Origin of the sequence: Alishewanella sp. HH-ZS, assembly GCF_001704375.1 — a bacterium.
GTDB classification, from domain to species: Bacteria; Pseudomonadota; Gammaproteobacteria; order Enterobacterales; family Alteromonadaceae; genus Alishewanella; species Alishewanella aestuarii.
In genome coordinates this window covers 48,287-60,086 of the sequence record NZ_LZEJ01000012.1, presented here as the reverse complement: position 1 = coordinate 60,086, position 11,800 = coordinate 48,287, and the positions used below count along the sequence as shown (strand labels likewise).

Sequence of the window (11,800 nt, the reverse complement as noted above, 5' to 3'; positions counted from 1 at the left end):
TCTTTCGAGCAATCAGAACGCAGAGTGAGGTTTTTTCAGGCCTTCCCGAAGGGCGAGGCCATAAAGCGCGCATGCTGCGTTAAGTTTTCTCGATTTAGACCCACTAAACCTTTAAAAACTTGCCTTGCCTGCGCACTTTTTGGCGCTCGTTGGTGTCGACTTTTTAAACTACATGGTGCTCTAGCTGCTGCACAAACATACTTTTTGTTACATTTATGCTAAGAAAGTCGGTTAAGTTCAACAGGCCATAATGGTAAAGTGGGGCGAGTGCAGCAAAGGATTAAGTAACAATGCAAATTACAGTGACACAGATTGAAAAACACTATGCCACAGTACAGGCAGTGCGCGGTGTTAGTTTCCAGATCCAGCCAGGCGAGATTTTTGCGCTGCTCGGACCCAATGGCGCCGGTAAGTCATCGATTATCCGGATGCTGGTCGGTATGACCCGTCCCGATGCCGGCCATATTCTGGTACAGCATGATGGGGGCGAATTTGACCATGTGCCCCGCCGTTATCTCGGCTACTTGCCGGAAGACCGTGGACTTTATGCTGACAAGAGTGTCGAAAAAAATCTGCGCTTTCTGGCGCAGTTGCATGGTTTATCTGCCGCAGAAACCGAGCAGCAACTGACACATTGGCTCAATGTTTTTGAATTAACGGATCGGCGGAAAGAGGATTTAAAGCAGTTGTCCAAGGGCAATCAGCAGAAAGTTCAGCTGATTGCTGCGGTGATCCACCGTCCGGCACTGGTTATTCTGGATGAGCCTTTTTCTGGTCTGGATCCGCTGAATCAGGAAAAAGTGGTGCAGTTTTTACAACAACTGCGTGCCGATGGCATGACAGTGATTTTAAGTGCCCATCAGATGGCGATGGTAGAAAAACTGGCAGATCATATGCTGTTGATGGCAAAAGGGCAGGCAGTACTGGCCGGTACTCTGGCGCAGATCCGCAGCCAGGCTCAGCCACAACCGGAAGTCGTGATTGAAACCGAGCAGCCGATTAGCAGTGAGCAGCTCGACCGCTGGTTAGCCGGATACAGCTGGCTGCTACAGACACCGCAGCGGCTGTTGGTGCGACTTAATGAAACCCAACAGCTGTCGGCCTGTTTACAGCAGCTGCTGCCTTACTGTGCGTTGAAAAATATCTCAATGCAAAATCCGGACTTGCATCAGTTATATCTGAATGCGATGACCCAACATCAGCAACAGGAGCAAGCAGTATGATTTCGCGGCAAAGTCTGGTCGTCGCCAAATGGGAATTTTTACGGTTTTTTAAATGGAAGCAACAGCTGATCTCGTATTTGCTGATGTTGGGGGTAATGGGAGCGATTTTTGCCTGGAGTTACTTTGTGGATGAAGGCCGCCAGCAATATCGGATCGCAGTACCGGCCGGCTTTAGTCTGGAAAGTAGCGCCCAGTTTCAGTTTCAGCAGCCGACGGTCAGCCTGGAAGAGCAGTTGCGACAGCTGCAGCAGGACGAAACCTGGCATGCGGTGCTGGAGCCAGGCGATGAGCAGGTGCTGATCCATACCAAGGCCGGTAAAAAGTGGCAACAGCAGTTACAAAGCGTGCTGCTGGAGCACTACCGGCAGCAGTATGCCGCCGCGCAGGGTTGGTCGGCAGAGCAGTTGGCGGCATTACAGCAGCCTGTCAGCCTTGAAATGCGTTACCTCGATGACAACTATAAGGGAAAAGATCGGCCGGAAAAACTGATCGCCCTGGCGGTGCTGTTTATGCTGTTGATGGGGCTTACCACTGCCTTTGGTCAACTGTTAATGAGCATTACCGGCGAAAAGCAGCATCGGGTAACAGAGCAGTTATTTGCCATAGTAACACCGCAGCAATGGATCGATGGCAAGGTACTGGGTCATAGCCTGAGTGCGTTAAAAGCCATGTTTACCACCACGCTGATGATGTTACTGGGTTTTCTGGTGGCGGTACTGGTGTTTGCCAATAAACCGCTGCAGCTGGACTGGCTGAATCTTGGGGTCTTAGCCTGGTTACTGCCCTTTGCCCTGCTTGGCGTAGTGTTGTGTGCGACCTTTATGGCCGCTATTGCTGCCTCGATTGACGATCCCAATACCAGTGGTAAGGGCGCGGTGATGATGATCACCTGGCTACCGCTGTTATTTACTTATTTGGTGATCGATAGCCCCACCGGCTGGGCCATGACGTTATTAAGTTGGCTGCCGCTCACCTCCTTTGCGGCGATGCCGGTCAGGATGGCGCTGGTTGAATTGCCCTGGTGGCAGCCGTTGCTGTCGTTAATGCTGTTGCTTGCCACCCTGTACTGGCTGCGCCGGGTAGCAGGCCGGATATTTTTACGTGGCATGCAGATGTATGGCAAGGAGCCAAGCTGGGGAGATATTATGCGCTGGGCGCTCAGTAACAAGGCTGATTGATGAACTATTCAGCCTAAACTCAGCCAAAATGGCTATAATGCCTGCCGGTAGCTGAGGTTGCTACCGGCGGCAACTTTAAAGGAAACCTATGATCGATCCTTCTTTTCGCCAACAAGCTTCGGCGTGGCAACGGCAGTTTCAGCTACGTAGCCAGGGCAGTTTTTTGCAGCGCCTACTGGCATGGCTGGTATTGGGCGTGATGTTGCTGGTGGGTGCGGTCTTTCTGCTGTTTGCATTGCTGCTCAGTTGGATCCTGATCCCGATTTTGCTATTCCGGCACCGGCAACGGATGCGGCAATTCCGTGAGCAGGCGGCTCGTTATCAGCAAGCCCAGCAAGATGGCGCCAATCCTTACGCCGGGCAGCGGCAGCAACAAGGCACAGTGATCGAAGGTGAGGTGCTGCGTAAAGACGAATCTGAGCCGCGTTAGCCTTCAGCTGGTTGGTTGGCCAGTTTGGCTTTGATAAAGTCGCTGTGTCGGATAAAGAGTAAATCCGCTACCTTGCGCAGCATCATTTCTTCATTCGGGTCGACACTGCCATCGGCCCAGGCCAGTTGCCATAGCTGGTTCAATAACGCCAGCCGCTCTGGCTCTGTTAATACTTTCAACTTCGACGTATAGGCATGCAAACAGGTGGCATCAGCGGCCAGCTGATTGGCCTGCGCCAATACCTGCTGTGCTTGTGGCCTGGCCAGCGCATATTCCCGTTCAATATAATGCAGGACCAGTTGTTGTTCCTGCTCGGTACTGTCGAAATCGGCATGGCTTAGCTGCAGCAACAGCACCACTGCCATAAATTGTGGCTCACTGAGGCCGGCTGCCTGCCAGGGTTGATGGCTGGCGGCTGCACCGGGTAAGCCTTCAGCGGCTTTTTCCAGCAGGTTTTTCAGAAAATTAAACAAGGCGAAACTCCTCTGCATAGGGCGTGCACACAACCTGACACAGCTTGAATTTTATCAGACTTTACCCCACTGAAAGAGTTCGACTGATCGTGCCGGAGCACCCTTTTGCCGCTACTTATTTTAGCTGTACTGACGCTGTTGATTATTGGTTTAGTGCTGGGGCAACCTTATTACCGGCGTTGGCAGCGCCAGCGCATTGCTGCCAGGCCCTTTCCTGAAGCCTGGCGTAAAATTCTGAAACAGCGGATGCCTTATTTCCGCGCCTTACCAGCCGATCTGCAATTGCAGTTAAAAAAGCATATGCAGATTTTTATCGCCGAAAAAGCCTTTATTGGTTGCGATGGCCTGACGGTAACCGATGAAATGCGGGTGACCATCGCCGCTCAGGCCTGCCTGCTATTACTTAACCGCCCAAATCACTATTACCCGGCATTACGCAGTATTCTGATCTACCCCTCTGCTTTTATTGTTGACACAGCACAAACCGATGCTGCGGGCTTGGTGCGGCAGGAACAACGGGTGCTCAGCGGTGAGTCCTGGGGCCAGGGCAAGGTCATTCTAAGTTGGCAGGACACGCTCTCGGGTGCTGCCGATCCGCACGATGGCCATAATGTGGTGATCCATGAGTTTGCCCATCAACTGGATCAGGAGCAGGGGCCGACCCAGGGCGCGCCGGTGCTAAGTCGTAGTAGTGATTATCAGCAGTGGTCAAGCGTAATGCAGCAAGCGTATGACGACTTGCAGCAGCGGCTGGCGCTGGGGTTACCTGTATTGCTTGATCCCTATGGTGCCACCAACCCGGCGGAGTTTTTTGCGGTCTTGACTGAAGTATTCTTTGAAAAGCCGGCTGAGCTTAATACCGAACATCCGGCTTTATATCAGTTACTTAGCCGATTTTATCGCTTAAATCCACTGAGCTGGCAATAATTAGCACTACAGCATCAAATAGTCTAAAAGTATGCTGGTGTTGAATTTTTAAACTATTATTTTTTAAATTATTTAGTGCCCTAACCAAGCAGCATCTTAATTAATTGCGCCAGTAACAAAATAGCGACCAGTGGCAAGATCCAGCGGCCATATTTACGATAGTCCTGTTCGGCTTGCTCACCCTTGCTACCATATTTTTCCAGTAAGGGCAGTAGTAAAAACAGCACCAAAAATAACACTGCTAAGATACCAATTAACGCCATCAACCTCTCCTTCGGGCTTTTTAAGCAGCTTAGCAGCTCGCGGTTAGGGCTGCAAAAAAAGCTGTGCTGGCCAGCTATTAGCCATTTTGGCGCCATGCTACACTAAACGCAGTTCACCTTCAGGAGAAGTAAGCTATGTTGTGGGCCGTGTTAGCTCTGATTTCGGGTTTGGCGCTGTTAGTCTGGAGCGCAGATAAATTTGTCGATGGTGCTGCGGCGACAGCAAAGTATGCCGGTATGCCGCCGCTGTTAATTGGTATGTTGATTGTCGGTTTTGGTACCTCAGCACCGGAAATGGTGGTCTCTGCCATGGCTGCGGCTGATGGTAATCCGGCACTGGCACTGGGTAATGCCTACGGCTCCAATATTACCAATATTGCGCTGATCCTCGGGTTGGTCGCGTTATTAAGCCCGATCGCCGTGAACTCGCAAGTGCTTCGCAAAGAGCTGCCGATTTTGATGTTGGTGACACTATTCGCCGGCTGGCAATTATTCGATCATCAATTAAGTAGCTTCGATGCCTGGTGTCTGCTTGGGGTATTCTTTGTGTTGATGGGCTGGTCGGTGTGGCAGGGCATGCGTAATCCCCAGGATGCGATGGCAGTGGAAATGGGCGACGAGCTGGCCAGTGCCGAGCAAATGACGCTGAAGCAAGCCATTATCTGGCTGCTGGTTGGCCTGACGCTACTGATCCTGGCGTCGCGGTTACTGGTGTACGGCGCGGTGTTTATCGCACAAAGCCTGGGCGTCAGTGATCTGATAATCGGCTTAACCGTGGTTGCGGTTGGCACCTCCTTACCGGAGCTGGCTTCATCGCTGATTGCGATTAAAAAAGGCGAGCACGATATTGCGCTGGGTAACGTTATTGGCTCTAACCTGTTTAATACCTTAGCGGTAGTAGGTATAGCTGCGGCCATTGAGCCGATGGCAGTTGAAGCGGTGGTATTAACCCGTGATTGGACGCTGATGGCGGTATTAACGGCAGCCATTTTCGTGATGGGATACGGCTATAAAAAACAAGGCCGCATTAACCGCGTTGAAGGTGCCCTGTTGCTGGCGATATTTATCGGTTATACCGGCTATCTGATTAGCACGGTGCTTAGTTAAACGCATGGCGGTCAGACCGGAGCTGGATGCCCGTTACTATCTGCAGCACTTTCAGGAGTTACTGCAGTTTGTAAAGACGCATTATGGCCCTTGTCTGACACCTTCTGCCAGCACCTGGCTTGCCGGTTTCGAACAGCTCAGCATACCAGCGCAACAGCTGCTGCATGCGGCCCCGCAAATTGGCGTAGACGAGCTCTATCTGGGCAAAGCGGAAGCCGGGCTCATCGCGCATTATCAGGCGCTCGGTTATCGGGTGTTTCACAGCGAAAATAACCTGTGGCTGGCGTTGTTTGGTCTGTGGTTCTGGCATGAGTTATTCGAACATCAGGACAGTGCGCTGCATAACCCGTTCGAGCGGCGGCCACGTAATTTAAGTGCGGGTGGCTTTTATCAGCAATTTCAAACAACCATCGAGCATAAATTAACGCAGCTAGCCGCGCCAAATGCCGCAACCATCCTGCTAAGTGCGTTAACCGCGCATTATGGCAAAGCTAATAGCCTGTTTTACTGGCATAGCGATCTCGCTGAACAGCTATTACCTTTGCTGCAATACGCGCCGCGCAGCCATCAGAAAAATGGTGAAAATGACAAAAGCGGCGAACCGGCTGAGAGTGCTCTTGCGCCAATACTCCGTGCCATGGCGCAGGACTTTAACCGTAATAGCAGCGGCTACCCGGATTTATTGCTGATTACAGAGCAGCAGCTGCAGTTTATCGAAGTTAAAGCGCCCGGCGATAAAATTCAGCGCCATCAGCTCGCCCGGCTGCTAGCCCTGAATAACGCCGGTTTTAACGCCCGGATTGAAAAACTGCAGTGGATAGTCGACCCCAACCGGCTCTATGTGGTGCTGGATGTCGAAACCACTGGCGGCAAAGCTGGCACCGACAGGGTGATTGAAATTGGCGCAGTAAAAGTCCAGGCCGGTGAGGTGTTAGACACCTTTAGCACCCTGCTTAATCCTGGCCGCACTATCCCGTCTTTTATCAGCCGCTTAACCGGTATTAGCAATGCGATGGTAGCCGATGCGCCCACCTTTACTGATATTGCCGACAAGCTTGCCGAGTTTTTACGAGGCGCAGTCTTTGTTGCCCATAACGCCAAGTTCGATTACGGCTTTATCCGTAGCGAGTTTGCCCGCTGTGAATTGCCGTTCGAGATGCCGCAGCTCTGCACGGTAGTGAATATGCGCCGCTATTACCCGGGACTGGCATCCTATAGCCTGGGTAAGTTGTGTGAAGAGTTTGAGATTAAACTTAATAACCACCACCGCGCCCTGGCTGATGCCACGGCCACGGTGGAGCTGCTAAAGCTGATTAATGCCCGTCGCCAGTTGGTTTAGGTCAACAGGTCTTATGGTGAGGATGTAAAAGCCTCATCTTTGCTGAGCAGCAGTTGGCTGTACTCGCTAAAATCATCTAACCGCTGAGTAATCACATACTCGGTTATTGCCAGTTGCAGACGTTGATATTCATGCACCGCAATATTTCTAAAGCCGACCATCTTTTTCATTTTTTCGGCTAATTCCGCTGGTAAGAAGTTTGCTGTGGCAAGCAGGGTAAATACATCACGCGAACTTTGCGGTATACCTAGTTTGTATTTGCGGAGCAGATGTTGGCCCATATCCAGTGCCGCTTCACAAGCGCGCTGGATATTTAAAATCGCGGCATCCTGACGGGTAAAGTTGCTGGCGAAACTGAGCGGATCTTGCTGATATTCATCCCGTGCTCGCTTAACACAGCGCTCGATAGTCGCAGCTTTATTCAGTAATACATCATCCGGTAGCTTAGTTACGGCCATACACTGCTCCCTGTTCTCTAATATCCTGCACTAAACCAGCGCGGGCCTCGTTTAGTGCCGTCATTTGCGATAACACCATGGCTTCGTAAATACCGACACTGCTGTCGATAGCGTACAGGCATTTACCGGTGGTGAGGATTTGATACTGCATTACAGTGGTCGCGGCGCGAAAGTCGAGTAGATCGACTTCGCAGTTCGCCAGCTCAGCCAGGTCACTGCTAATATCCCAAAGTTCAATCACATCGGCATAGCCTGCGACCAACACAGCCAAATCTAAGTCACTGTTTTTATCCGCAGTGCCCTGTATCTGGCTGCCAAAGGCGTAAACTGCCATTAAATTTGGCAACCGTTGTTGTAATAACTGCAGTATTGGTAAGAAATTCAAACCGGGCCCCGCGTTGCAGATGGTTAGCTGATAAAGGCAGTGTAACCCTTGCTTTAGGGTAGGGCAAATGGTCAGCTCTGGGGCACTAGCCTTGACGTAAGTGATTGTGATTTAGTGTCTTAACAGGCAAGCTTAGCGAAAACGTCCATGGTAATGGTTAAACTGACTTTTGTGCTGACACTTTCTTGCTATCATAGACCACTGATACAAACAGAAATAAAGCGCGCGTCGCGGCAAAGGTAATATCGGGCATGCTGAGTCATATCTTCAATAAACTCCCCAACACAGTGCGACACTGGCTGAGTATTCTGGCGGCAGCCTTTCGGCATTGGCTTGATAGCCAGGCCTTTATTTATGCTGCTGCGCTGGCATTTTTTACGGTGTTTTCGATTGCGCCTATTTTAGTGGTCGTGGTGGCACTGGTCGGGCTGGTTATTGGTGAGCGGGCGGTGCAAGGGGAGTTATTTACCCAGCTCGAAGAAACTTTAGGGTCAGAAGCGGCTGGAGTGATACAGACTGCCGTGGTTAATTCGCAAATTGATCAAAGTGGCTTTATCCCGGCGTTAGTCGGTATTGTTGCCACCATTATTGGTGCTACCACAGTGTTTGCACAGATGCAGCAATCTCTGAATCAGATCTGGGGTGTAGCACCGCGGCCAAAGCGTAACAATCTTTGGGCGCTGCTGAAAAGCCGCTTGTTATCGTTAACCATTATTCTGGCGATTGGTTTTATTATGATGGTGTCATTACTGCTGTCGGTGGCACTACGCAGTGTAATGGCGTTTGCGGAGGAATGGTTGCCCGTGCCAGGCTGGGCGATGGTGGGTATGGAATGGGGCTTATCCTTACTGGTGATCACCTTGCTATTTGCCGCCATGTTTAAAATTTTGCCCGACGTACTGCTGGCCTGGCGTGACGTGTTGCTGGGTGCCTTTATTACCGCCTTGTTATTTACTATCGGTCGCTCTTTTATCTCTGTTTATCTGGCCTATACCGCGACAGCCTCGGCTTACGGCGCTGCCGGTTCTTTGGCATTATTACTGCTATGGGTGAATTATTCTTCGATGATTTTGTTGTTTGGCGCGGCCTTTACCCGTGCCCATCTGGAAGGGCGGGGTAAGCCTATCCGGCCGAAAAATGTTGCGGTATGTGTGCATCGGGAGCTTATCATCGACTCGCCGCCGAATGAGCAAACGGGTACTAACAATTGACGGTTGCAAGTGACTAAAGAGGCAAGATGACAGAGCAGAAGCGCGGTGTATTCGGTTGGCTGGGGTTGCTATGTTGGCGTACCTTGCAGCTGGCACTGCTATTGTTAGCGTTGGTCTTAATTTTACTTCTGATCTTACGTTTTGTGCCGCCGCCGACAACCGCCTTTATGTTACAAAGCCCGTATCCGGTTAAGCAGCAGTGGATCGACATAGCACAATTGCCGCCACATGTACCGCTGGCGCTGGTGGCGTCAGAAGATCAGCGCTTCCCGCAGCACTTTGGTGTTGATATCGATGAAATCCGTAATGCGTTGGAGCGCTTTGACGATGGCGGCGGTTTGCGTGGCGCCAGTACCATCACCCAGCAAACCGCAAAAAACCTGTTGTTATGGCCTGGCCGCAGTTTGCTGCGAAAAGGGTTGGAGGCAGCGTTAGCGCTGAGCTTGGAAGTGCTTTGGGGCAAAAAGCGTATCCTGGAGGTATACCTGAATATCGCCGAATTCGGACCCGGTATTTATGGTGTGGAAGCGGCCAGTCAGTATTACTTTGGTAAATCAGCCAGCCAATTAAGCCGCAATCAGGCTGCCAGATTAGCAGTACTGTTGCCAAGCCCGCGTCGGCGCGATCCGAATCAATTAACACCCTACCTACAGCAACGCGTCAGTTGGGTTGAACAACAGATGCGGCAACTGGGCGCAGGCTATCTAAAACCGGTACTGGATTAACCCGCGTTAGCCTTTTGTCACCGTTTTCAGTCTAGCCAGTATCCAGCTAAGTTGCGCTCAGGCGCTCAGCGGCTACACTCACTATTTTGCATAAAGGAAGCAAAATAATGCTTAAAATGTTAATTTTTTGCTGGTGCTCGGTAGTTTTCCACTCTTGGCTGTGACAAAGCCTGATCTGCTGTTGGCACAGGATTATCAGGATAATATTGATGTCAGGCAGTATTGGGTCAGTGAAAAGCTGGATGGTGTGCGGGCTTACTGGGATGGCAAACAGCTGATTTCCCGTGGTGGCAATATTATTCAGGCGCCAGCCTGGTTTACCGCAGACTTTCCACCACGGCCGCTCGATGGTGAGCTGTGGCTTGCCAGGCAGCAGTTTGCACAAATCTTAAGTACGGTGAGCAAGCAGCAGCCAGTAAATAGTGAGTGGCAGCAGTTAGCCTATTATATTTTTGAACTGCCGCAGGCAGAGGGGACTTTCACTGAACGGATCAGGATGATGCAACTGCTGGTACAGCAGCAAAATAGCCCTTTTCTGCAGGTAGTACCACAGTTCCGTGTTGCGGACAGAGCAACCTTACTGGCAACGTTAACACAGCTGGAGCAGGCTGGCGCTGAGGGCTTAATGCTGCATCATCAGGATGCGCACTATAAAACCGGCCGCAGCGCAGATTTGCTTAAACTTAAAACCTATCAGGATGCCGAAGCGACAGTGATTGGCTATCGGCCTGGTAGGGGGAAATATCAGGGCATGGTAGGGGCGCTTATTGTCAGAACACCTGAAGGGCTGGAGTTTGCTATTGGCAGCGGCTTAACCGATGCCTTGCGGCAAACACCGCCGGCCATCGGTAGCGAAATTACTTATCGTTATAATGGTTACACCAGCAATGGGATACCGCGCTTTGCCCGATTTTTACGGGAGCGACAGGCGTTCTAGCCACGCTGCTATCGTTTTTACGCTGGTACCTCGATAGGTTTCAGAGCGACTTAACTCTGCTACCTCGATAGGTTTCAGAGCGACTTAACTCTGCTACGCACCTCAGTTGGCTAGCTTTGGCTGCTCACGGTTAAGCAGGGCCCGAATGCGGTCAAAAGGCGTTAGGACGATGGCATTACCCAGCAACACCAGCGCAAAGCCGCTAAAGGTGTAACTGGTCCAGTGAAAATCTTCAAACAGGGTACTTAGCACCACAGCCACTAACGGGAACAGTACTATGGTATAGCTGGCTTTTTCCGGGCCTATTTGTTTTAGTAACGCAAAGTAACTGGCAAAAGCAATCACCGAACCAAATACCGCGAGGTAGACCAGCGACAGCAGATAGGCCGGCTCAGTACTAAAAGTAAAGCTGTGGCCCTTGATTAGTGCGGCGGCCAGCAGCACCAGGCTGCCATACAGCATACCCCAGGCATTAACCTGCATAATCGGCATTTGTTCCCGCGAATTACGTACACTGACCATATTGCCAAAGGACGCTGACAGGGCGCCGGATAAGATCAGGATTAAGCCGAGTAAACTGGTGTTGGTGAAATCGATACCGTCCAGATCCGGCCAGAACAACACAACGATGCCGGCAATGCCGAGCAGGGCGCCAAAATAGATACGTTTAGCCACCGGTTTGCCGAAAAACAGCCGGGTGTTAATAATGTTCATCAGCAACATCGTTGTAAAGGCAATCGCCGTCATGGCTGAAGTCAGATATTGCTGCGCCTGATAGATAAACAGGAAATTCAGCGCAAAATTCAGGCTGGCCAGCAGCAGAATAAAGCCATGCTGGCGCAGCGAAAAACGCATATCCAGCTTGCGATACCAGCAGTACAGCCACATTAATGCCGCGGCCAGCGCAAAGCGATACAACAACGAGACTTCAATGGCCACTTCGCCCAGCTGAAACTCAATGGCAAACCAGGTCGAACCCCAAATCAGGACGGTAATCAGATACAGCAGGATATTTTGCATTGAAGGTAATCGCGCAGGGCAATAACAGGGTTGCGATCATAAAGCCTTGTGCGCACTGAAAACAGTAGCCGGCAAAGAAAATTATTTGCTTGCTCAATCAATGCCGTATGGCAGCGCTTTTATC

The 11,800-nt window shown here is 51.0% G+C and carries 14 protein-coding genes; 9 read left to right on the top strand and 5 right to left on the bottom strand.

Annotated features, from left to right (window positions below):
• Positions 1 to 290: 290 nt before the first annotated feature.
• From A9165_RS06805 to A9165_RS06795, 3 genes are all read left to right on the top strand, one after another.
• On the top strand, positions 291 to 1,223 hold the full coding sequence (locus A9165_RS06805; protein ID WP_008609243.1) for an ABC transporter ATP-binding protein: 933 nt from the start codon (positions 291 to 293) through the stop codon (positions 1,221 to 1,223).
• Positions 1,220 to 2,401: an ABC transporter permease gene (locus A9165_RS06800; protein WP_008609242.1), complete on the top strand. Its 1,182-nt coding sequence runs from the start codon at positions 1,220 to 1,222 to the stop codon at positions 2,399 to 2,401. The genes A9165_RS06805 and A9165_RS06800 overlap by 4 nt, the downstream gene beginning before the upstream one ends.
• 88 nt (positions 2,402 to 2,489) lie before the next feature.
• Positions 2,490 to 2,831 (top strand): hypothetical protein, encoded by a 342-nt coding sequence (locus A9165_RS06795; RefSeq protein WP_008609241.1) that lies wholly within the window; start codon positions 2,490 to 2,492, stop codon positions 2,829 to 2,831.
• Here the strand turns inward: A9165_RS06795 and A9165_RS06790 are convergent.
• Entirely contained in the window at positions 2,828 to 3,304 is a 477-nt protein-coding gene (locus A9165_RS06790) for a TerB family tellurite resistance protein (protein ID WP_008609240.1), read from the bottom strand. The genes A9165_RS06795 and A9165_RS06790 overlap by 4 nt on opposite strands.
• 105 nt (positions 3,305 to 3,409) lie before the next feature.
• Here A9165_RS06790 and A9165_RS06785 point away from each other — a divergent pair, with 105 nt between their 5' ends.
• Positions 3,410 to 4,231 (top strand): zinc-dependent peptidase, encoded by an 822-nt coding sequence (locus A9165_RS06785; protein ID WP_008609239.1) that lies wholly within the window; start codon positions 3,410 to 3,412, stop codon positions 4,229 to 4,231.
• Positions 4,232 to 4,311: 80 nt separating this feature from the next.
• On the opposite strand, the gene A9165_RS06780 is transcribed toward A9165_RS06785, so the two are convergent.
• Positions 4,312 to 4,494: a hypothetical protein gene (locus A9165_RS06780; RefSeq protein WP_008609237.1), complete on the bottom strand. Its 183-nt coding sequence runs from the start codon at positions 4,492 to 4,494 to the stop codon at positions 4,312 to 4,314.
• 135 nt (positions 4,495 to 4,629) lie between these two features.
• Here A9165_RS06780 and A9165_RS06775 point away from each other — a divergent pair, with 135 nt between their 5' ends.
• On the top strand, positions 4,630 to 5,601 hold the full coding sequence (locus A9165_RS06775) for a calcium/sodium antiporter (RefSeq protein ID WP_065955368.1): 972 nt from the start codon (positions 4,630 to 4,632) through the stop codon (positions 5,599 to 5,601).
• 4 nt (positions 5,602 to 5,605) lie between these two features.
• On the top strand, positions 5,606 to 6,940 hold the full coding sequence (locus A9165_RS06770) for an exonuclease domain-containing protein (protein WP_255365665.1): 1,335 nt from the start codon (positions 5,606 to 5,608) through the stop codon (positions 6,938 to 6,940).
• An 11-nt stretch (positions 6,941 to 6,951) separates the two neighbouring features.
• On the opposite strand, the gene A9165_RS06765 is transcribed toward A9165_RS06770, so the two are convergent.
• Complete coding sequence (locus tag A9165_RS06765; protein WP_065955367.1) at positions 6,952 to 7,398, bottom strand: DUF86 domain-containing protein; 447 nt, start codon at positions 7,396 to 7,398, stop codon at positions 6,952 to 6,954.
• Entirely contained in the window at positions 7,385 to 7,783 is a 399-nt protein-coding gene (locus tag A9165_RS06760; RefSeq protein ID WP_065955366.1) for a nucleotidyltransferase domain-containing protein, read from the bottom strand. Before A9165_RS06760 ends, A9165_RS06765 begins: the two co-directional genes overlap by 14 nt.
• A 251-nt stretch (positions 7,784 to 8,034) precedes the next feature.
• Here A9165_RS06760 and A9165_RS06755 point away from each other — a divergent pair, with 251 nt between their 5' ends.
• The 3 genes from A9165_RS06755 to A9165_RS06745 all read left to right on the top strand — a co-directional run bounded on the left by A9165_RS06755 (position 8,035) and on the right by A9165_RS06745 (position 10,656).
• The gene (locus A9165_RS06755; RefSeq protein ID WP_065955365.1) at positions 8,035 to 8,994 is read left to right on the top strand and encodes a YihY/virulence factor BrkB family protein; all 960 of its coding nucleotides are present in this window, start codon (positions 8,035 to 8,037) and stop codon (positions 8,992 to 8,994) included.
• A gap of 26 nt (positions 8,995 to 9,020) precedes the next feature.
• On the top strand, positions 9,021 to 9,719 hold the full coding sequence (gene mtgA / locus A9165_RS06750) for a monofunctional biosynthetic peptidoglycan transglycosylase (RefSeq protein WP_065955364.1): 699 nt from the start codon (positions 9,021 to 9,023) through the stop codon (positions 9,717 to 9,719).
• 160 nt (positions 9,720 to 9,879) lie between these two features.
• Positions 9,880 to 10,656 carry a DNA ligase gene (locus A9165_RS06745; protein WP_255365664.1) on the top strand — a complete coding sequence of 259 codons (777 nt, stop codon included), beginning with the start codon at positions 9,880 to 9,882 and terminating at the stop codon, positions 10,654 to 10,656.
• A 102-nt stretch (positions 10,657 to 10,758) separates the two neighbouring features.
• Here A9165_RS06745 and A9165_RS06740 read toward each other — a convergent pair whose 3' ends face one another.
• Entirely contained in the window at positions 10,759 to 11,676 is a 918-nt protein-coding gene (locus tag A9165_RS06740) for a DMT family transporter (protein ID WP_008609228.1), read from the bottom strand.
• Positions 11,677 to 11,800 lie beyond the last annotated feature (124 nt).

Coding starts and splice junctions, on each gene's coding strand:
- A9165_RS06805 (WP_008609243.1), top strand. CDS start 291: ATGCAAATTACAGTGACACAGATTGAAAAACACTATGCCACAGTACAG.
- A9165_RS06800 (WP_008609242.1), top strand. CDS start 1,220: ATGATTTCGCGGCAAAGTCTGGTCGTCGCCAAATGGGAATTTTTACGG.
- A9165_RS06795 (WP_008609241.1), top strand. CDS start 2,490: ATGATCGATCCTTCTTTTCGCCAACAAGCTTCGGCGTGGCAACGGCAG.
- A9165_RS06780 (WP_008609237.1), bottom strand. CDS start 4,494: ATGGCGTTAATTGGTATCTTAGCAGTGTTATTTTTGGTGCTGTTTTTA.
- A9165_RS06775 (WP_065955368.1), top strand. CDS start 4,630: ATGTTGTGGGCCGTGTTAGCTCTGATTTCGGGTTTGGCGCTGTTAGTC.
- A9165_RS06770 (WP_255365665.1), top strand. CDS start 5,606: ATGGCGGTCAGACCGGAGCTGGATGCCCGTTACTATCTGCAGCACTTT.
- A9165_RS06765 (WP_065955367.1), bottom strand. CDS start 7,398: ATGGCCGTAACTAAGCTACCGGATGATGTATTACTGAATAAAGCTGCG.
- A9165_RS06755 (WP_065955365.1), top strand. CDS start 8,035: ATGCTGAGTCATATCTTCAATAAACTCCCCAACACAGTGCGACACTGG.
- mtgA (WP_065955364.1), top strand. CDS start 9,021: ATGACAGAGCAGAAGCGCGGTGTATTCGGTTGGCTGGGGTTGCTATGT.
- A9165_RS06740 (WP_008609228.1), bottom strand. CDS start 11,676: ATGCAAAATATCCTGCTGTATCTGATTACCGTCCTGATTTGGGGTTCG.